This is a genomic window from Pseudoalteromonas sp. 2CM37A, assembly GCF_023161885.1.
In the GTDB taxonomy this organism is placed as follows: domain Bacteria; phylum Pseudomonadota; class Gammaproteobacteria; order Enterobacterales; family Alteromonadaceae; genus Pseudoalteromonas; species Pseudoalteromonas atlantica.
Genome location: NZ_JALNTJ010000005.1, coordinates 208,380 through 229,578, shown reverse-complemented (window position 1 = coordinate 229,578; position 21,199 = coordinate 208,380). Strand labels below are relative to the sequence as shown.

Below are 21,199 nucleotides of genomic sequence, written 5' to 3'. Positions count from 1 at the left end.
ACCCGTCACCCTCAAGGAGCCAAAAATGATAGATGAAACCTTTGTGGATCTATCGCGATTACAGTTTGCTGTTACCGCACTCTTCCATTTCTTATTCGTACCTTTAACCATAGGTATGACCTGGATTTTAGTTATTATGGAATCGGTTTATGTTATGACCGGTCGCGAAATTTATCGTGATATGGCTAAATTTTGGGGAAAGTTATTTGGTATTAACTTTGCTATTGGGGTGGCAACGGGCCTGACCATGGAGTTTGAGTTTGGTACTAACTGGTCTTATTACTCGCATTACGTAGGCGATGTATTTGGTGCCCCGCTCGCTATTGAAGGCTTAATGGCGTTCTTTTTAGAGTCGACCTTTGTGGGTATGTTCTTTTTAGGCTGGGATAGGTTAACTAAGCGCCAACATTTGGGCGCTACATTTTTAATGGCGCTAGGTACTAATATGTCGGCGCTGTGGATTTTGATTGCTAATGGTTGGATGCAAAATCCGGTAGGGGCAGAATTTAACTATCAAACTATGCGTATGGAAATGACCAGCTTTGCAGAGCTTGTATTTAACCCTGTGGCGCAGGTTAAGTTTATTCATACGGTATCGGCAGGTTACGTAGCCGCTTCTATGTTTGTACTGGGCATTAGTAGCTGGTACATATTAAAAGGCCGTGATTTAGCCTTTGCTAAGCGCTCGTTCTCGGTGGCATCGGGCTTTGGTTTAGCATCCATATTGTGTGTCATTTTATTAGGTGACGAATCAGGCTACGAAGTAGGCGAAGTTCAAAAAGTAAAACTTGCCACCATAGAAGCTGAGTGGCATACCGAAGAAGCACCCGCTGCGTTTACCGCGCTTGGTTTTCCTGACTCAGATGAGCAGGTAACGCATGCAGCAGTAAAAATACCTTACGCACTGGGTATTATTGCTACCCGCTCTTTAGATGAGCAAGTTGTTGGTATTTCTGATTTAGAGAAAAAACACGAGGTACGCATTCGTAACGGCATGATAGCGTACGAATACCTCCAAAAGCTAAGAAATGGCGATGACAGCGAAGAAAACATAGCTAAATTTGATTCTCTTAAAGCCGATTTAGGTTATGGCTTGCTGCTTAAGCGCTATACCCCCAATGTGGTAGATGCCACAGAGGAGCACATTCAAATGGCAGTTAAAGACTCGTTCCCTAAAGTGGGGCCTATGTTTTGGTCATTTAGGATAATGGTGGCCTGTGGTGTAGCTATGCTGGCCGTGTTTGTATTGGCATTTTATTACAACGCACACCGTATCATCGAGCAAAAACGTTGGCTACTTTGGGCTGCAGTATTAAGTATTCCACTACCATGGATTGCAATAGAATTTGGTTGGATCGTTGCTGAATATGGTCGCCAGCCTTGGGCTATATCAGAAATATTACCGACCTTTTTAGCCACCTCGTCACTGACGGTAAACGATATTTTAATTAGCTTAACTGGGTTTATTATTTTTTACACTGGCCTTGCCATTGTAGAAGGTTGGTTAATGGTGCGCTTTATTAAACAAGGCCCAAGCTCGTTACATACAGGTAAGTATCACTTTGAGTTGCCAAACAAAGCAGATAAAGACGCAGGAGAGCAATTATGATTTTTGATTATGAAACATTAAAAATGCTGTGGTGGTTGCTCATTGGCGTACTGCTAATAGGCTTTGCAATTACCGATGGCATGGATATGGGCGTAGCGATGCTGCTTCGCCTAGTTGGTAAAACAGACTCAGAGCGCCGCACGGTAATCAACACCATTGGCGCCCACTGGGACGGTAACCAAGTATGGTTTATTACCGCAGGCGGCGCTTTATTTGCAGCGTGGCCTATGGTGTATGCCGCTGCATTTTCGGGCTTTTACTTTGCTATGATGCTGGTCTTGTTTGCGTTATTTTTTAGACCTTTAGGTTTTGATTACCGCTCAAAAATAGACTCTAAACGCTGGCGTAATAACTGGGATTGGGGCTTGTTTGCAGGCAGCGCCATTCCGGCTTTAGTATTTGGTGTGGCATTTGGTAACTTATTTTTAGGTGTACCGTTTAATATTGATAACTTACTGCGTGTAAGTTACCAAGGCTCGTTTTTTGGCTTACTCAACCCATTTGGCCTACTGGCAGGTTTAATTAGTATCACTATGTTAATTGCCCATGCAGGCATGTGGCTACAACTGCGCACAGCAGATGCCGTTGCAGCGCGCTCAGCGCAATATGGCCGCTACGCATTAGTGGTATTTATTGTACTGTTTGCGGCTGCGGGTTTTTGGGTGGCAAACATAAATGGCTACCAAATTGTTTCTATGCCTGATACGCAAAGCCATGCAGATCCGTTGGCAAAAGTTGTAAGCACAGCGCAAGGTGCGTGGCTTAATAATTACAGCGAGCGCCCATGGACAATGACCTTCCCTATTTTAGGCTTTGTTATGGCACTCAGTGCTTTACTGTTCTCTAAACTAAACAAGCCAGCACTTGGGCTTATTTCAACCAGCATTATGTTAATTGGCGTTATTATGACGGCGGGTGTGTCGCTGTTCCCATTTATTATGCCATCTGTTAATAACCCAGATATTAGCTTAACTATTTGGGATGCGGTGTCGAGCCACAGAACGCTTAATATTATGTTTGTTGCTGTTGTTATATTTATTCCGTTAATTTTGGCCTACACCACCTGGTGTTACGTAAAAATGTGGCGCAGAGTAACGGTAGACGAAATTGAAAACAACACGCACGGTAGCTACTAAGGAGACTAAATTATGTGGTATTTCGCTTGGATTTTAGGTGTACTTTTAGCCTGTACCTTAGGTGTTATAAATGTAATGTGGTACGAGTTTCATCAAAATAAAAACAGCATAGCTGATGATGAACAACCGATGCACGATTTACTAAACGAAGCTAACAACACAAAAGATGACGACTAATCCCCGACCAAATCGCGCGCAGCAGCAATCTCTGCGCGCTTTTTTAAAACGGCAAAGTAAGCCTGCGGGTGCATGGTTAAAGTTAAGTATTGCACTGGGCACATTTAACGCTATTTTAATGATTGCAGGCGCCTATTTACTGGCACAAACTATTCATAATGTGATGTTTGAAGGCGCAAGCCTTAACCAAGTAACCCATTTACTTTGGCCACTTGCGGGTATTATTTTACTCAGAGCCCTGTTTTTAGCTATCAGTGAAAGGCTCAGTGCTTATGCGGCACTTAAAATAAAGTCGGCTATGCGCCAAACCTTATTAACCAAATTAACGCAACTTGGCCCAAGTTATATTGAACAACACGGCCAAGGAGCCACGCTTAACACCGTGCACGATGGCGTTGAAGCACTGCACGACTACTACGCTAAATACTTGCCAGGCGTTGCTTATAGCGCGCTTATTCCGCTGGCAATATTGGTGGTTATTTTTCCAACCGACTATAAAGCAGGCTTAATATTTTTATTAACCGCCCCGCTTATTCCGTTTTTTATGATTTTGGTGGGCTCAAAGGCCGAGGCGTTAAATCAAAAAAGATGGCAGCAACTGGCCGTACTAGGTAATTACTTTTTTGACCGCGTACAAGGTTTAACACAACTTAAATTGTTTAACGCAACGCAAAAAGAGCTTAAACAAATAGCCAAAATTTCTGATGACTTTAGGCATGCTACGCTCGGTGTTTTAAAAATTGCCTTTTTATCATCATTTGCGCTGGAATTTTTAGCCACAATTAGTGTGGCACTGGTAGCGGTAATCATTGGTTTTAGACTGTTTTTTGGCACGCTTGATTTTGCAACCGGCTTTGTTGTTTTACTACTTGCCCCAGAATTTTACTTACCCCTGCGCCAATTAGGCAGCCACTACCATGCCCGTTTGCAAGGTATAAGCGCAGCGGCCGATATGGTCACTATTTTGAATGCCCCACTTCCTGAGCAATCACTGCAACATGAAACAAAGTTTGAGGAGCATATAAGCTCAATAAACATAAACAACTTAAACTTTACCTACCCAAGCAGTAACGAAGGCATAAAAAATATAAACCTTACGCTACCCGCTAAAGGGTTAGTGGCAGTAGTAGGTGCTAGTGGCTCAGGTAAAAGTACTTTATTTGATTGTTTATTAGGATTTCATCCGCAGGTGATTGAACAAATAAGCATTAATAATAAACCACTTGATGCTACAAGCATGAGTACATTACAAAACGCAATTGCGTGGATCCCACAAACCCCAACGCTTTTTTATCAAAGCATTAGCGATAACATAAAAATAGCCAAGCCAGCCGCTACGCAACTAGAGCTTGAGCAAGCGGCACACCAAGCGGGCGCCTTAGATTTTATAAAGACGTTAGAGAATGGGTTCGACACCCTGATAGGTGAGCAAGGTGAAGGGCTCTCTGGCGGTCAAAAGCAGCGTATAGCCCTTGCACGGGCGTTTTTAAAACAAGCGCCTATTTTAGTGCTTGACGAACCGACAGCCCACCTTGATAGCCAAACCGAGCAGCTTATTCAGCAGGCTATAAATAATTACGCTAAAAACCACTTAGTGTTGGTCATTGCCCACCGCCTAAATACGGTGAAAAACGCAAGCAATATCCTTGTTATGCAAAATGGCGAAATAGCACAGCAAGGGACTTACAGCCAACTTGAGCAGCAACAAGGCGCATTTAAATCACTCCTTAATTTACAAGCGCAAGGAGCAAACAATGACTAATTTTATTAGGCTATTAAAGCTTTGCCGCCCCCATTATAAAGCCATGCTACTGGGTACTTTTTTAGCGACGTTAACGTTACTTGCAAACGTGGGCTTATTAGCTATATCGGGGTGGTTTTTAGCCTCAATGGCGGCAGCAGGTATCGCAGGCGTACAAATGAATTACTTTACACCTGCAGGAACCATTCGATTTTTAGCGATTGTACGAACTGCATCACGCTATGGTGAGCGCTTAGTAACACATAACGCGACGTTTTTATTGCTTAGTGAAATACGTGTTAATATGTTTGCCACGCTAAGTAAGCTAAACAATGTAGATTTAGCAATGAGCCGCAGCGCCGATTTAGTTAACCGCTTACAAAATGATGTGGATGCGCTTGATAAGTTTTACTTAAACATATTACTGCCAATGCTGGTAGCGATGTTGAGTGTGCCCATAATTATGGTGTTTATGACGGCTTATAACGCCAACGTTGCGCTTATTTGTTTTATGGGCATTTTACTAATTGGTATTGTTTTACCTGCGCTGTTAAGTGCTAAATTAAATAAAAATAGCCATAAAGAAACACAGCTCAGTGCACAACTTAGAGCAGAGCTTTCTGACACCCTAACCGGCCTTAGAGAGCTGAGTATTTATCAGGCACGTGCTGGGCAAATTTCAAAATGTAATGAACTAAACGAGCAATATAACCAACAACTTTATAGTCGCCATAAAGCACTCGCAAATAGCGACGGTTTAAGTTTGCTGGTTGTGCAGCTAGCTATGCTTGGCGCCATAGTCACTATTGTGCCTTTGGTTTACAGCGGCGCTATGGTCAATGTTGAGCTTGCTATGTTAAGCCTATTTGTATTAGCAAGCTTTGAAACTGTATTGCTGTTGCCCAATGCATTTATAGAGCTGCCCACTGTACTCAAAGCCGCTGAGCGACTATTTACACTGGAAGATAAAGTCACAGCGCAAGAAGCTAATAGCGCTGAGTTAATTGAGATGCAGTTTGATAAAAACAATACAACTTTGGCGCTTAATAACATTGGCTATAAATACCAGGAGCACAGTGCTTTAACTAATATCAGCTTTACCCTTAAAGCACAGCAAAAAGTAGCGATTGTAGGCAGAAGCGGCAGTGGTAAAAGCACCTTGGTTAATTTACTTACCGGTTTATGGCCAGTGCAGCAAGGCAGTATTAGGCTAAGCGATGAAAATAACGCAGAAGAACTCCACGCACTAAGCAGCAACACCCGCGCAAGCGTTATTAATATACTCGCGCAGCAGCATCATATTTTTGATGGCACATTAAGTGAAAACTTACGCTATGCAAAGCCAAGCGCCACAAAAGAAGAAATGCTTGAAGCCATTAACCTTGCACAGCTAAAACCTTGGCTTAATGAGCTACAAGATGGTTTAAAAACTCGTTTAGGCACAGGGGGGAGAAGTGTTTCTCAGGGCCAATCAAGGCGCATAGCCATTGCGCAAGCTTTATTACAAAACCCAGCCATTTTAGTCCTTGATGAGCCTACTGAAGGGCTTGATAACCAATCTAAGCAAACGGTAATGAGCGCTATTATGCAGGTAATGAGTAACGCAAGCGTACTTACCATTACCCACGACCCTGCTCTTTTAGCGCAAATGGATAACATTATTTGGCTAGAAAATGGCAGCCTTGTAGCGCAAGGCACTCATAAAGAGCTTAGCGAAACATATACCGATTATGTTGCCTTAACGACTCGGTTTTAAATAACTTGAACTCTGGTTAAGAGATTTACTACCCAACTGAATATTAATGAAACTTAATCCTGCTTTTCTCTAGCTAGAAATTTTAAGTGGAAACAAGGCGAATTTACGCGTCGATAGCTAGCCTATTGCAAGAAAATTCAACGCAGTTAGCGCTAAAAATAGCTGCTTGAGATAGATATATTATCCAGAGATCAAGTTAATCATTTAAAACGCTGATTGATACATCTATAACGCCGACTTTAGGGTCGGCAATTTTTTTAAACATACCTAACGATAAATCAATAACCCGCCCTCTAACGTACGGGCCTCTATCGTTTATTCTCACGATCACCGATTTGTTATTTGCCAAGTTTGTAACCTTCACTTTTGTACCAAAGGGTAATTCTAAATGCGCAGCAGTGGATGCATTTTGGCTAAATGTTTCGCCGTTTGCTGTTGTGCGACCATGGTATTTATTAGCGTAATAAGAGGCTTTACCTAACTGAGTACGCTCGCCATTAGCAGAGGTAACTATAGGTTGGCTGCTACACGCAGCTAAAATTGATAAAAAACTGAGGGTAAAAATTAACTTAGTAAAAGACATAGATGCGCTTTAATTATAAAAATTCGCGCAAAGGTTAACCTTACGTGGCTGAGTGTGTACTGAATTAAAATATTTTATAGGCAATAAAAAACCACCGTCGATTACTCTTAGGTGGTTTTTTTAAAAGCATAAAGCGCTTATCTTACGATACCGCGCTCAGAGCTTTTCACAAAATCAATCATGGTTTGTACTGCAGGATACTTAGCGGCATCTTCACTAAGTGAGGCAATCGCTTCGTCTACACTTAAGCTCTTACGATAAAACGCTTTATAAGCACGGCGTACAGCCATAATTTCGTCGCTTTCAAAGCCACGACGCTTCATACCTTCTTTATTGGTCGCAGCAGGGCCTGCTGGCATACCAATGGTGGTTACAAACGGCGGTACGTCTTTATTAACGCCTGAGTACATGCCAATAAATGCGTGATCACCAATTTTACAAAATTGATGCACACCTGAGTTACCACCTAAAATAACCCAATCGCCTACATGCACGTGGCCTGCAACGCTTGCGTTATTAGCAAATATAACGTTATTACCAATTACGGCATCGTGAGCAACGTGGGTATACGCCATAAATAAGTTATTGCTACCAATTTTAGTCACACCTTGGTCTTGAATAGTACCACGGTGAATGGTTGCACACTCACGTATAACGTTGTTATCGCCCATAATAAGAGTGGTTGGTTCGTTGTTATATTTTTTGTCTTGGCAGGCTTCGCCTACTGACGCAAATTGAAAAATATGATTGCCAGAACCAATAGTAGATGGCCCTTTAATAACAACGTGAGACTCAATAATACAGTCATCACCGATCACAACATCATTGCCAATATAGCTATATGGACCAACTGAGACATTGTTGCCTAGTTTAGCGCCAGGTTCGATTATTGCTGTAGAATGGATCACTATTAAAACTCTCTTCTCGCACACATAATTTCGGCACTACATACAACCTTGCCGTCGACTCTTGCTTCAGCGGCAAATTTCCATATATTGCGACGCTCTTTTAAAAACTCTACATGCAAATGCAGTGTATCGCCCGGTATAACTGGCTGTTTAAAACGTGCGTTATCGACTGCAGCAAATAAGTAAAGCTCGTTATCGCTACGGTTTTCTACTGTTTTAAATCCTAATAAACCGGTGGCTTGCGCCATGGCTTCTAATATTAGCACACCAGGGAAAATTGGCTGATTTGGAAAGTGGCCAGTAAAAATAGGCTCGTTAACCGATACATTTTTAATCGCATGCAGTGACTCACCAGGCGTAAAGTCAATTACACGATCAATTAAAAGCATCGGGTAGCGGTGTGGTAATAAACTTAAAATTTCTTGAATATCAAGGCTATTTAATTCGTTTGCCAAAATAGCATCCTTATTAGTGTTCAACGTTATGACTTAGCCAATGCTTCAAGCGCTTTAAGACGTGATTTCATGTCTGAAAGATTACGCAAGTGGGCAATTGATTTACGCCATTCTTTATTAGTTGTATGGGGCATACCAGATGAGTAAATACCCGGCTCGGTGATCGATTTAGTCACCATACTCATGCCGGTAATTATAACACCATCACATACTGACATGTGACCATTAATTGCGGTCATGCCACCTATTTGGCAGTTTTTACCAATGGTTACACTACCTGCTAGTACAGTACAGCCTGCAATTGCAGTACCCGAGTTAACTTCAACGTTGTGTGCTATTTGACATTGGTTATCGATGATCACATTACTATGAATAATCGTGTTATCGAGTGCGCCACGGTCAATTGTTGTGCTTGCGCCCACTTCAACCTTGTCGCCGATAATCACAGAGCCTAGCTGAGGAATTTTAACCCACTGTCCGCGCTCGTTTGCATAGCCAAATCCATCACTGCCAACCACACTGTTTGCTTGAAATAAACAATCAGCGCCAATTTCAACATCGTGATAAATAGTCACACTCGGCCAAAGCTTTGTGCCAGAACCTATTTTAACACGTTCACCGATGAAACTGTTCGGACCAATTTGTGCGTTATCACCAATTACAGCACCGGCTTCTATAACTACATTTGCGCCAATAGCAGCACTTGAACTTACCGTTGCACTTGGGTGAATAGTCGCACTAGCGTGTATACCTTGCTGCGCCGCTTGCGGGGTTGTATCCATAAATTGTGCAAGCTTTGCGTAGCTCACATACGGATTTCCAACAATGATTTTTGCGCCACTAAAATACGGTGCATCGGCTTTGCTAAGAATAACAGCGCTGGCTTGTGTGGTTTCAAGCTGCGTACGATATTTTGAGTTCGCTAAAAATGCAATATGCCCAGAACGGGCATTTGCAAGTGTAGCTATTTTTGTAATTTCTAAAGCGCCATCACCTTGAAGTTCGGCGCCTAGAAGTTCCGCAATGTGCGAAAGCGTATAATTTTGCATAGAGTGATTATTTCTTACTAACTGCTGATACAACTTTGCTTGAAAGATCAGTTACTTCTTTAGGGTTAAAGTAAATAGTAGTGTCTTTAACTTTAACTTCATCGAAGTCGCCATCTTTAGCAATTTCTTCAATTGTTTTAATAATTAAACCCTGAACTTTAGCAAGCTCTTGGTTTTGACGTGCTTTGATTTCTTGCTCTAAAGGACGACCTTTTTCAGCAAGGTTTTGTTGCATGCCTTGGATTTTATCACGTAGTGCATCTTTTTGAGCTTGGCTCATTGTAGTGCTTTCACGCTTAAATTTTTCTGCTTCAAAGCGAATGTCGCCTTGTAGTTTTTCAAGCTCTTGACGACGCTCAGCAAACTCAGTTTGTAAAGACTGCTCAATTTTAGCCATTTGAGGAATTTGCTTGTAGATCTCTTGCATATCAACAATGCCTACTTTGTGGGCAAATGCACTTGCAGAGGTGCCCATCATCAATGTTGCTAACACGGCTACTGCTGTTGATTTAAATAATTTTTTCACAAAAAACTCCTTTAGAAAGTGTTACTAATATTAAAGCTGATGGTCTTTGTATCGTCATCTTCTTCTTTTTGCAATGGATACGCAAAACTAATCAGCATTGGACCCATTGGAGAGATCCATTGTAAAGATAAACCGGTTGATACCCTAAAGCGCATTGGATCAGAGTAATCATCTAACTTAGCACGCTCATCTGGCGCTAAGTTTTGGAAACGGTCAACGTTAAATTCAGTATCCCATACGTTGGCAGCATCTACAAAGAAACTGGTACGTACAGAGCTGGTGTTTTCTTCATCTAAGAACGGCGTAGGTACAATTAGCTCCATACCTGCAACCGCTTTTGCATTACCACCAATACGCCCTTGTGGTACTAAAATATCAAACTCATCAGAGCCACCAATGCTACCTGTTGTAGTACCATCAGCACCTGGCGTACCAGGGATTGATAAAGGAACACGTGATACCGCACGCGGTAATATTGTATTACGGTCAAAGCCACGTAGTTCCATTTCTGTTATACGGAAGTACTCTTGGAATGGCAGTGTTTGCTCATAACCGTTTGTTGAGCCATAACCATTACCGTAACCTAGCGCTGCACGTGTTGAGAACACCCAACGGTGGTCATTCGATATTGGCCAGTAAAAACGCGAATCGTAGTTCAGTTTAAAATACTGAAGATCAGAGTTAGGCGTTGTGGCTGTTAAATTTAATGTTTGGCGCGAACCCGCTGTTGGGAATAAACCACGGTTAACTGTGATACGCGACCAACCAACACTTAGCTCATATTTAGTAAAGTCAAAGCCAGCATCTGGGTTTTCTTCATCTAAGAAGGTTTCGCGTAGTACACGTGTTTGTTCGTACTCGGCAATTTCTGAAAGTTCTTCTTGAATCCAACGTACGCCAAAGTTAACACGGTTTACCGCATCAATTGGGAAACCAATATTAGTGCCAATGCCGTAACTTGTTGATTTATAATCTACTAAGCTAAACTTACTGGCATCGTAGTTGTTGTAAAAAATACTGCTGCCTTGCGATACACCATCTGGCGTAAAGTAAGGGTCGGTGTACGACAAGCTAATGCTTTCAGAACCAGTAGAGGTATTTAAGTTTAAGCCAATTTGATTACCCGTACCTAAAAAGTTAGATTCGGTCACACCAATATTAAACTGAAGCCCTGCGTATGATCCATACGCTAAGCCCGCGTTAAAGCTACCGGCCGATTGCTCTTTTACTGTAAAATCTACGTCTACTTGGTCATCTACACCTGGTACTGGTACTACGTTAAAATCAACAGTTTCCATGTACGGTAAACGTTGAATTTGCAGCTTTGAGCGCTCAAGGTTTTGATTAGATAACCATGCACCTTCAAGTTGTGTCATTTCGCGGCGAAGTACTTCATCAGCTGTATTTTGGTTACCACCAACGATGATACGACGTACGTACACACGCTTGCCCGGATTTACCGACAGCGTAAGTTGCACTTCTTGTTTTTCATCATCAATTTCTGGAATTGTGCGTACTTCGGCATTGGCATAACCAAAGCGCGCTAAGTAGCTTTTGATAAATTCTTCAGATGAGGTCACCACTGAGCCATTGTAAAGCTCGCCGGCGCGAAGTGGGATAACGCTTTTGATTAGCTCTTCTCGGCCAAGTAAATCACCGATAAAGTCAAAACCTTTAACTGTGTACTTAACACCTTCTGTTAAGTTAGCAGTTACATACACAGATTCGCGCTCAGGACTTACTGATACTTGCGTAGAGTCAATATTAAAACGTAAGTAACCGCGGTCTAAGTAAAAGCTGCGAATTTTTTCTAAATCGCCTTCAATGGTTTGTTTTTGGTAACGGTCGCTACCCATAAACTGCCACCACGGTAAATCTTGTTGCGATTCAGCAAGCTTTAAAAGCTCTTCGTTAGAGAATAATTCGTTACCCACTAAGTTGATTTGACGAATAGAGGCGGCTTCGCCTTCGTCAAATTCTAGCTTAAGCTTTACACGGTTACGTGGCAGCTTAGTTACGCTAATATCAACGGTGGCATTGTATTTACCAATACTGTGGAAAAACTCAACCAACCCTTTTTCGATATTATCGATAACGGTTTTATCAAGCGGTTCACCTTGGCGAATATCTTGCTGATCGAGTGATTCGTTAAGCTGCTCGTCTTTTATATCTTTATTGCCTTCAAACTCAATAAAGCTAATAGTAGGACGCTCAGTCACTTTAAAAATAACGTTATTACCATCGCGTAACGCTTTGATGTTGTCAAAGTGACCTGAACGATAAAGTGACTTTATTGTTTTTGAAATCGTATAGTCATCAACGTTATCGCCCACATTGATAGGAACATGCGTTAGTGCTGCACCAAGTGCTACACGTTGCAAACCTTCAATTTTTAAATCTTCAACAATAAAGGAGTTTTGGCCCAGGGCTGCAAAACTTGCACCCAATAAACTTGAAACTGCCAAATGTTTTTTTATAGCCATTTTATTATCTTTATCCTTTACAACTGTATTACCGCTTAACATCAAAACTAATAATTAGTGATGCTTACAATCGTGTTCTAATTAGTAATTGTCACGCTGTAACTACAAACGCGATACATCATTGAACAAAGCGAAACATGTTAAAAATATGAGCAGCAAGGCGCCCACTTTAAAACCAAATTCTTGTGTCTTTTCAGAGACCGGCTTTTTACGGAAAAGTTCAATTATGTAATACATTAAGTGTCCACCATCAAGCACTGGCAGAGGTAATAAATTAAATACACCCAAGTTAACGCTTATTAGCGCTAAAAAGCTTAAAAAGGAGACTAGCCCGTAGCTTACGCTAGTTCCTGCACCAACTGCAATGCCCACAGGGCCACTTAAATTTTTAACCGAAACCTGACCTGTAATTAAATTACCAATCATGTCAAAGCTAAGCGTTATAAGGCGCCAGGTCTCTTGGGTACCACGAGCAATACTATCAAGCGGACCAAAGCTTCGGGTTTCAACATAGCCCTCAGGCCAAGGTTGAACAACCGGCGCAACACCTAAAAACCCTTGTTCAATACCGTGCTCATTAATGCGCGATTTAGGCGTTACTGTTACGCTATTTATACTATCTTGTCTTTTTACACTAAATTGTAAAGATTTGTTAGCCGATTGCGTAATAAGATTAACTAATTGCTGCCAATCGCTTATTGTTTCACCATTTACAGCGATAATCGTATCGTTAATCTGCAAATTAGCCAGTTCGGCTGCTGAATTTTTAGTAATAGCCGCAATGGTTAATGTGGCTTGCGGTCTAAACGGTACAATACCCAACGAACTCAGTGGCGGCACGTCTTGCTGATCGAGCTTCCAACCCTCTACGTTAAGCATTTTTGTTTGCTCTTGGTAGTTTTCGTTACGCACTACTACGGGCACGCTTTGCTCACCTAAGCTCGACATAAGTGCAAAAGTTGCATCTTGCCAGGTGGCAATCGTATCATCACCAATTTTAATAATTTGTTCAGAGGGCATAATGCCCGCCTGCTCTGCTCTGCTACCTTCGGTAATGCTACCCACTACAGGTTTTACCGATTGCACGCCCACCATGTACATAGCCGCCAACGCCACAATAGCAAATAAAAAATTAGCTAGCGGGCCGGCTGCCACTATGGCTATACGGGCCTGAACCGATTTAGCGTTAAATGACAAATGGCGCTCATTTTCTGGCACTTCATCCACGCGTTCATCAAGCATTTTAACGTAGCCACCCAGCGGAATAGCGGCAATTACGTATTCTGTATTGTATTTATCGTGCCACTTTAAAAGCGGTTTACCAAAACCAATCGAAAAGCGCAGCACTTTAACACCCATTTTACGGGCCACCCAAAAGTGCCCATATTCATGAATAGCAACTAAAATGCCGAGCGCTAAAATAAACGAGCCAAGATTCCAAAAAAAATCTAACATATTAATGAGTCACTTTTGTTATTAGGTCCGCTGCACGTTGGCGGGCTTGTTGGTCACACGCTAATATTTCATCTAGGCTTTGTACGTTAGTGAATGTGGCCGCATCAAGCGTTTGTGCATTAATTTTATAAATGTCAGTAAAGCCAATTTGGCCTTTTAAAAATGCCGCAACCGCTATTTCGTTTGCTGCATTTACCGTTGTGGTTGCGCCTTGCCCTGCGCTGCACGCATCAATAGCGAGTTGTAAATTTGGATAACGCGCAAAATCAGGCTTTGTGAACGAAAAATCACAAATATCCGAAAAGTTGAGTGGTTTTACACCGGCGTTAATTCGATCTGGGTAAGCGAGTGCATGTGCAATAGGCGTGCGCATATCGGGGTTACCCATTTGCGCTAAAATGGAGCCATCGTGGTATTGCACCATAGAATGAATAATACTTTGCGGGTGGATCACCACATCAATATCGCTGGTGTCACAATTAAACAGCCATTTAGCTTCGATAAATTCAAGCCCTTTGTTCATCATGGTGGCTGAATCTACCGATATTTTTTGCCCCATAGACCAATTAGGGTGAGCGACGGCTTCACTAACCGTAACCTCTTTTAAGGTATTTATATCGCGCGTTAAAAATGGCCCACCAGAGCCGGTAAGCAATATTTTACTTACGCCATGCTCTTGTAAATTTTGATCAGCGTTTGCGTTTTGAAGTGAATGAGGTAAGCACTGAAAAATAGCGTTATGCTCGCTATCAATAGGCAACAACGTGGCTTTATGCTGTTTTACTTTATCAATAAACAACTGCCCTGACATAACCAACGATTCTTTATTGGCAAGCAGTACTTTTTTACCTGCTTCAACGGCGCTTAGTGTAGGCAGTAAACCGGCAGCGCCAACAATAGCTGACATGACGGTATCGACATCGGGATGCGCACATAAATCGCTCATAGCCTGCTGTGAATGCATTACTAAGGTTTGGCATGGCGTATTATTTAAATACGATGATAATTGCTCTGCAGCGCTTTGTGTGGCCATAACCGCATATAACGGTTCGTGCTCAATACATAGCTCAGCCATTTTTTTTGCATTGTGGCCTGCAGTGAGGGCAAACACGTTAAATAGCGCTTTATTTCGCGCTATAACATCCAATGTACTTAACCCAATTGAACCTGTAGCGCCTAAAATAACAAGTTGTTGCTGTTGGCTCATAAACTCAAGGTCCATGCATAGCACATTACAAACATTGGGGCTGCTGCGGTTAAGCTGTCAATTCTATCTAAAATACCGCCGTGGCCGGGTAAACAGCGACCACTGTCTTTTAGGCCGGCTTCACGTTTAAACATGCTTTCAAGTAAATCACCGACAGCCGAAAATAAAGCTATAAAGGCGGTCATTACGGCATAAATAGGCCATACAGCAAAATCCACACCGGTAAAATGACAAAAAGCTAAAACAAATATAATTGATGCAACCACACCGCCTGCTAGGCCTTCGATGGTTTTATTTGGGCTCACCTTTGGCATGAGCTTGTGCTTACCAAAACTTTTACCTGTAAAATAAGCCCCTACATCTGCACTCCATACAATACCAAGTACCACTAAAATCAGTACCGAGCCAAAGTGCGTAGATTCAGCGTATTGCGCGCTACGTAAGGTATTGAGTGCAAGCCAAAGTGGAATTAAAGTAAGCAGCCCGGCAATGCCGCGCATTACCAAGCCTTCGTTCCATGCTTTGGCCATGGCTGGGTAGCGCCAAATTAAATAACTGGCCACAATCCACCAAGCAAACGAGAGCGTAAATAAGTAATTTGCATCCCCGACCAGCTGGCCGTTTTGCCATAGTGATTCAATCGGCCAATGTAAATTTAGCAGCGCCAATAACGCGCCAATTAACACCACAAACGCACCACGTTTTAATTTTGTGCATAGGCCCATAAAAGCAGACCACTCCCACGCGCCAAGTAAAACAATAATACCGGCAAAATAACTAAACAATGTTAGTGGAGTATAAAAAACCAAGGCTAGCGCTAACGGCGCTAATACAACCGAGGTTAAAATTCGTTGTTTTAACAAAATAGTGACCCTTATTCTATTTTAGGTATGCGCGAGTAATTGTTTTATTTGTTCACCCGTACAACCAAAACGTCGCTCTCTGGCAACGTAACACGCAATGGCCTCAGCAAATGCTGCTTCGTTAAAATCAGGCCAAAGAGTTTCGGTAAAGTAAAGTTCCGCATAAGCAGCTTGCCATAGTAAAAAATTACTAATACGAACATCACCACCCGTGCGAATTAGTAAATCCGGCTCCGCTTGGTCTGCCATGCTCATATGCTGTGCTAAGCGCTCTTCTGTAACATCCTCTGCCTTGAGTCGTCCGCTAGCAACTTGTAGTGCAAGTTGCTTAGCGGCATTTGCCATATCCCATCTACCGCCATAATTAGCGGCCACGTTTAAATGCAAGCCAGTGTTATCTGCTGTTAGCTCATGCGCAGCATATACTTTGCTACGTAAACTTTCAGAGAATCGTGATAAATCTCCAATAATGGTCAGTTTTACATTATTTTTATGAAGCTTTTTAACTTCCTTTGTTAAAACAAACAAAAAAAGCTCCATTAACGTATTTACTTCGTCCTCGGGGCGGCGCCAGTTTTCACTACTAAAAGCAAATAAGGTTAACGATTGTATCCCTAATTTAGTACAAAACTGAACAGATTGACGAACTGCGTCCACGCCTTTTTTATGCCCGAACACACGAGGTCTATTTCTAGCTTGCGCCCAACGCCCGTTACCATCCATGATGATGGCAACATGTTTAGGTAAACATTGCTGTGAAATTGTATCAGCGTCTAGAACCATAAATATTGAGTATTCCATAAAAAAACGCCGCCTAGTATACCCTAGACGGCGTTTCAAAACTAATATATTTCATAACCTGCATTGAGGTCATTTAGCTGTTTAGATTTCCATCAACTCAGCTTCTTTCGCTGTTAATTGTGCATCCATTTCTTTGATAAATTTATCTGTAAGCTTTTGAATTGTATCTTCTGCTTGACGCGCTTCATCTTCAGAAATTTCTTTATCTTTTAATAAAGATTTTACATCGCCATTAGCGTCACGACGAATGTTACGCACAGCAACACGGCCGCTTTCTACTTCGCCACGTACAATTTTAATTAAATCTTTACGACGCTCTTCTGTAAGCGGAGGAAGTGGTACGCGAATTACTGTACCAGCAGACATAGGGTTTAAACCTAAGTCAGACGCCATAATTGCTTTTTCTACAGCTTGCGCTAAAGACTTGTCGAATACGCCAATAGCCAGCGTACGAGAGTCTTCAATCGTTACATTAGCCACTTGGTTAAGCGGTGTATCAGCACCGTAGTACGATACCATAATGCCGTCTAAAATTGCTGGGTGAGCACGACCTGTACGAATTTTTGATAGTTGACTACCTAGTGCTGCTACACTTTTTTGCATGCGCTCTTGCGCATCTTTTTGAATATCGTTAATCACGGTTTAATCCTAATTATTTGATTACTTCATCTGAGGCTTGTGAAGAGATAAGTGTGCCTTCTTCTTCACCCATAATTACGCGTTTTAAGGCGCCTGATTTATTCATGTTAAATACGCTCAATGGCATATTATGATCGCGAGCGAGTGTAAACGCCGCTAAATCCATTACTTTTAGTTCTTTATCAATAATTTCATTGTAGCTTAAGTGACGGTAAAGCGTGGCTTCTGGGTTTTTAACCGGATCATCACTAAATACGCCATCAACTTTAGTCGCTTTAATTACAGTGTCGGCTTCAATTTCAATACCGCGTAAACACGCAGCAGAATCGGTAGTGAAGAACGGGTTACCCGTACCTGCTGCAAAAATAACAACGCGGCCAGATTTTAATAAGCTAATTGCCTCAGCCCAGTTGTATGCATCACATACACCGTTTAGAGGGATTGCCGACATTAAACGACAATTAACAAATGCACGGTGTAGTGCATCACGCATTGCAAGGCCGTTCATTACGGTTGCAAGCATACCCATGTGGTCACCAACTACGCGGTTCATGCCAGCTTCTGCTAGTGAACCGCCACGTAAAAAGTTACCACCACCGATAACCAAACCCACTTCTACGTCGAGTTCTACCAGCTCTTTAATTTCTTGGGCCATACGATCTAGCACTTTTGGGTCGATGCCGAAGCCTTCGTCTCCCATTAAAGCTTCACCACTTAATTTGAGAAGAACACGTCTAAAAATAGGTTTACGATTGATAGTCATAGTATTGGGGCCAACTTTTTATTAAATTATGGGTAAAAAATAACCGCGCTTATGATAAACATAAAAGCGCGGTTATTTTAAAGAATTTCTAAGCGTGACGCAAAAGCAAATAGTACTTTAATGGCATCTAATTTCCTTATGCATCACAAATAGTTAATCTTACTCGCCTTTTGCAGCTGCAATTTGAGCAGCAACTTCAGCAGCAAAATCTTCTTCTTTCTTCTCGATACCTTCACCAACTTCTACACGTGCGAAGCTAGTAACTGTTGCGTTTTTCTCTTTAAGAATTTCGCCAACAGATTTTTTAGGCTCCATGATGAAAGCTTGACCAGTAAGAGAAACCTCACCAGTAAATTTCTTCATGCGGCCAACAACCATTTTTTCAGCGATTTCAGCAGGCTTGCCTTCGTTCATCGCGATGTCGATTTGAACTTGCTTTTCTTTTTCTACAACGTCAGCAGGTACATCTTCAGGCGTTAAGTACTCTGGGTTTGAAGCAGCAACGTGCATTGCAATGTGCTTAAGTGTTTCTTCATCAGCAACACCTGCAACAACAACACCAATACGCTCACCGTGACGGTATTCAACAAGTGTTTCACCAGTGATGTACTGAAGACGACGTACGTTAATGTTTTCACCAATTTTAGTTACTAGTTCAACACGGTCTTCTTCAAACTTAGCTTGTAAGTCTTCGATAGTGATTGTTTCAGCGATAGCAGCGTCAGCAACTTTGTTAGCAAACGCTAAGAAGCTTTCGTCTTTTGCTACGAAGTCAGTTTGACAGTTAACTTCTACTAGTACTGCAACACCATCGTTTTGCTTGATGATGATAGTACCTTCAGCAGCAATGTTACCTGCTTTCTTAGCAGCCTTTGCAGCACCGCTCTTACGCATGTTTTCAATCGCTAACTCGATGTCGCCATCAGTTTCAGTTAACGCTTTTTTACAATCCATCATGCCAGCGCCAGTACGCTCGCGTAATTCTTTAACTAGGGCAGTAGTTACAGCCATTAGTAAATCCTCAAATCTGAAATCAGGTATTAGATAAGCGGGTAAACCGCTCTACAAGAATAGCAAGTCTTCACCTTAAAAAGATGAAGACTTGATGACAGCTAATTACTCAGCTTCTACAAAGTCGTCTTTCTCAGCTTGAGCAACGATGTTGTTCTCACGACCTTCAGTGATAGCAGCTGCAACAGAGCTAGTGTAAAGGTTGATTGCACGGATAGCATCATCGTTACCAGGTACGATGTAATCAACACCGTCTGGGTTAGAGTTAGTATCAACGATTGCAACAACTGGAATACCTAGGTTGTTTGCTTCACGGATAGCAATGTGCTCGTGATCAGCATCGATAACGAAGATAGCGTCTGGAAGGCCACCCATGTTTTTGATACCGCCAAGGCTCTTTTCAAGCTTTTCCATTTCGCGAGTAAGCATTAACGCTTCTTTCTTAGTTAACTTCTCGAAAGTACCGTCTTGGCTTTGAGCTTCAAGGTCTTTAAGACGCTTGATTGACTGACGAACTGTTTTCCAGTTAGTTAACATACCACCTAACCAGCGGTGGTTAACGAAGAACTGGTCGCTTTGTAAAGCAGCTTCTTTAACTGCTTCGCTTGCTGCGCGCTTAGTACCAACGAAAAGAACTTTACCTTTGTTTGCAGCAGCACTTGATAAAAACTTAAGTGCGTCGTTGAACATTGGTACTGTTTGCTCAAGGTTGATGATATGTACACGGTTACGTGCGCCGAAGATGAAAGGCTTCATCTTAGGGTTCCAGTAACGTGCTTGGTGACCAAAGTGAACACCAGCTTGAAGCATATCGCGCATTGAAACGTTTGCCATTTTGTAATTCCTCTATGTAGTTTAGGGTTAGGCCTCCACATATCCCATAGCACCAACACCGAAGTATTTAAACTTCAAATGCACCCAAGTGTATGTGACGATACGTGTGTGTGTTAAAATAAAATTGTGTTTGCCTTAAATACAAAAAATCATTTAAGAATTTATTTGTAAAAAGACGGCGCGCTTTATACCATATTAAAATTAAATACTCAACGTCGCGTGCAAAATTTGTGCGACGATAAATGTTAAAAAACGCAACTTTGGAGCCTCAATGAGCGCTGTGATCAAGACCCCTGAAGAAATTGAAAAAATGCGTGTAGCCGGGCGTTTAGCGGCAGACGTACTTGAAATGATTGAACCACATGTAGTGCCAGGTGTGACTACTGATGAGCTAAATACAATTTGTCATGATTATATTGTAAATGTGCAAGATGCTATCCCTGCGCCACTAAATTACCACGGTTTTCCTAAGTCGGTATGTACCTCTGTAAATCATGTAATTTGCCACGGTATTCCAAATGACAAACCGCTAAAAGATGGCGATAGCGTCAACATTGATGTAACCGTAATTAAAGACGGTTACCACGGCGACACCTCAAAGATGTTTCATGTAGGTACGCCTAACATTCAAGGTAAACGCCTTGCACAAGTAACGCAAGAAAGCTTATACCTTGCCATTAAAATGGTAAAACCAGGTGTGCGTTTAGGCGATATTGGTGAAGCAATTCAAAAATACGCAGAGAGCTTTAACTACTCAATTGTACGTGAATACTGCGGCCACGGTATTGGTAGCGAATTTCATGAAGAGCCTCAAGTAATGCACTACGGTAAAGCAGGTACTGGCGAAACACTTAAAGCTGGTATGTGTTTAACAATAGAGCCAATGGTTAACGCAGGTAAGCGCCAGTGTAAACTTTTAAAAGATGAGTGGACTGTAGTTACACGCGACCGCAGTTTGTCTGCACAGTGGGAACACACCCTATTAGTGACTGAAAATGGTGTTGAAATTTTAACGCTGCGATCAGATGATACTATCGACAGGATTATCGAACACTAATAAAAACCGAGCCGCTTGATAAAAGTATTTAACCTCTAATCGGGTTAATATATTTAATAACATACTGAATTATATGTAATATTTAATTTATTTTTCCCAAGTTGGAGATTTTCAGTGAAAACAAATCGAATTGACGCGCCAAATAG

The 21,199-nt window shown here is 41.9% G+C and carries 20 protein-coding genes; 6 read left to right on the top strand and 14 right to left on the bottom strand.

Going from position 1 to position 21,199, the window contains the following annotated elements:
- Positions 1 to 25 precede the first annotated feature (25 nt).
- Genes MTF68_RS13460 through cydC form a run of 5 tightly spaced genes read left to right on the top strand, consistent with a single transcriptional unit; the run spans position 26 to position 6,419 of the window.
- A complete protein-coding gene (locus MTF68_RS13460; protein ID WP_096739323.1) occupies positions 26 to 1,609 on the top strand; it encodes a cytochrome ubiquinol oxidase subunit I in 1,584 nt (527 codons plus the stop codon).
- Positions 1,606 to 2,745 carry a cytochrome d ubiquinol oxidase subunit II gene (gene cydB / locus MTF68_RS13455; protein ID WP_096739322.1) on the top strand — a complete coding sequence of 380 codons (1,140 nt, stop codon included), beginning with the start codon at positions 1,606 to 1,608 and terminating at the stop codon, positions 2,743 to 2,745. Before MTF68_RS13460 ends, cydB begins: the two co-directional genes overlap by 4 nt.
- Positions 2,746 to 2,757: 12 nt before the next feature.
- Positions 2,758 to 2,922: a cytochrome bd-I oxidase subunit CydX gene (cydX, locus tag MTF68_RS13450; protein ID WP_004586934.1), complete on the top strand. Its 165-nt coding sequence runs from the start codon at positions 2,758 to 2,760 to the stop codon at positions 2,920 to 2,922.
- Complete coding sequence (cydD, locus tag MTF68_RS13445) at positions 2,912 to 4,684, top strand: thiol reductant ABC exporter subunit CydD (RefSeq protein WP_096739321.1); 1,773 nt, start codon at positions 2,912 to 2,914, stop codon at positions 4,682 to 4,684. Before cydX ends, cydD begins: the two co-directional genes overlap by 11 nt.
- Positions 4,677 to 6,419, top strand: coding sequence for a thiol reductant ABC exporter subunit CydC (cydC, locus tag MTF68_RS13440; protein WP_096739320.1), 1,743 nt, complete (start codon positions 4,677 to 4,679; stop codon positions 6,417 to 6,419). The genes cydD and cydC overlap by 8 nt, the downstream gene beginning before the upstream one ends.
- Before the next feature lie 196 nt (positions 6,420 to 6,615).
- Here the strand turns inward: cydC and MTF68_RS13435 are convergent, their stop codons facing one another.
- From MTF68_RS13435 to rpsB, 14 genes are all read right to left on the bottom strand, one after another.
- A complete protein-coding gene (locus MTF68_RS13435) occupies positions 6,616 to 7,002 on the bottom strand; it encodes a septal ring lytic transglycosylase RlpA family protein (RefSeq protein WP_024033818.1) in 387 nt (128 codons plus the stop codon).
- Positions 7,003 to 7,139: 137 nt separating this feature from the next.
- Positions 7,140 to 7,910: an acyl-ACP--UDP-N-acetylglucosamine O-acyltransferase gene (lpxA, locus tag MTF68_RS13430; protein ID WP_029773689.1), complete on the bottom strand. Its 771-nt coding sequence runs from the start codon at positions 7,908 to 7,910 to the stop codon at positions 7,140 to 7,142.
- 2 nt (positions 7,911 to 7,912) lie between these two features.
- Entirely contained in the window at positions 7,913 to 8,365 is a 453-nt protein-coding gene (gene fabZ / locus MTF68_RS13425) for a 3-hydroxyacyl-ACP dehydratase FabZ (protein ID WP_055253107.1), read from the bottom strand.
- A 26-nt stretch (positions 8,366 to 8,391) separates the two neighbouring features.
- Complete coding sequence (gene lpxD, locus MTF68_RS13420) at positions 8,392 to 9,414, bottom strand: UDP-3-O-(3-hydroxymyristoyl)glucosamine N-acyltransferase (protein ID WP_248462760.1); 1,023 nt, start codon at positions 9,412 to 9,414, stop codon at positions 8,392 to 8,394.
- Between the two features lie 7 nt (positions 9,415 to 9,421).
- Positions 9,422 to 9,940, bottom strand: a complete 519-nt coding sequence (locus MTF68_RS13415) for an OmpH family outer membrane protein (RefSeq protein ID WP_004586927.1) — start codon at positions 9,938 to 9,940, stop codon at positions 9,422 to 9,424.
- An 11-nt stretch (positions 9,941 to 9,951) separates the two neighbouring features.
- Positions 9,952 to 12,423, bottom strand: a complete 2,472-nt coding sequence (gene bamA, locus MTF68_RS13410; protein ID WP_054983479.1) for an outer membrane protein assembly factor BamA — start codon at positions 12,421 to 12,423, stop codon at positions 9,952 to 9,954.
- Positions 12,424 to 12,525: 102 nt separating this feature from the next.
- Positions 12,526 to 13,878, bottom strand: coding sequence for a sigma E protease regulator RseP (gene rseP / locus MTF68_RS13405; RefSeq protein ID WP_248450650.1), 1,353 nt, complete (start codon positions 13,876 to 13,878; stop codon positions 12,526 to 12,528).
- Between the two features lies 1 nt (position 13,879).
- Entirely contained in the window at positions 13,880 to 15,085 is a 1,206-nt protein-coding gene (gene ispC, locus MTF68_RS13400) for a 1-deoxy-D-xylulose-5-phosphate reductoisomerase (RefSeq protein WP_029773686.1), read from the bottom strand.
- On the bottom strand, positions 15,082 to 15,948 hold the full coding sequence (locus MTF68_RS13395) for a phosphatidate cytidylyltransferase (RefSeq protein ID WP_004586923.1): 867 nt from the start codon (positions 15,946 to 15,948) through the stop codon (positions 15,082 to 15,084). The genes ispC and MTF68_RS13395 overlap by 4 nt, the downstream gene beginning before the upstream one ends.
- A 21-nt stretch (positions 15,949 to 15,969) precedes the next feature.
- Entirely contained in the window at positions 15,970 to 16,749 is a 780-nt protein-coding gene (locus MTF68_RS13390) for an isoprenyl transferase (protein WP_096041411.1), read from the bottom strand.
- An 81-nt stretch (positions 16,750 to 16,830) separates the two neighbouring features.
- A complete protein-coding gene (frr, locus tag MTF68_RS13385; RefSeq protein WP_004586921.1) occupies positions 16,831 to 17,388 on the bottom strand; it encodes a ribosome recycling factor in 558 nt (185 codons plus the stop codon).
- 13 nt (positions 17,389 to 17,401) lie between these two features.
- Positions 17,402 to 18,151, bottom strand: a complete 750-nt coding sequence (gene pyrH / locus MTF68_RS13380; RefSeq protein WP_039972186.1) for a UMP kinase — start codon at positions 18,149 to 18,151, stop codon at positions 17,402 to 17,404.
- Positions 18,152 to 18,310: 159 nt separating this feature from the next.
- Positions 18,311 to 19,162: a translation elongation factor Ts gene (tsf, locus tag MTF68_RS13375; RefSeq protein ID WP_004586919.1), complete on the bottom strand. Its 852-nt coding sequence runs from the start codon at positions 19,160 to 19,162 to the stop codon at positions 18,311 to 18,313.
- A gap of 105 nt (positions 19,163 to 19,267) precedes the next feature.
- Positions 19,268 to 19,996 carry a 30S ribosomal protein S2 gene (gene rpsB, locus MTF68_RS13370; protein ID WP_004586918.1) on the bottom strand — a complete coding sequence of 243 codons (729 nt, stop codon included), beginning with the start codon at positions 19,994 to 19,996 and terminating at the stop codon, positions 19,268 to 19,270.
- Between the two features lie 238 nt (positions 19,997 to 20,234).
- Between rpsB and map the strand changes: the two genes are divergently transcribed.
- On the top strand, positions 20,235 to 21,053 hold the full coding sequence (gene map / locus MTF68_RS13365) for a type I methionyl aminopeptidase (protein WP_223230592.1): 819 nt from the start codon (positions 20,235 to 20,237) through the stop codon (positions 21,051 to 21,053).
- The last annotated feature ends 146 nt before the right edge of the window (positions 21,054 to 21,199 follow it).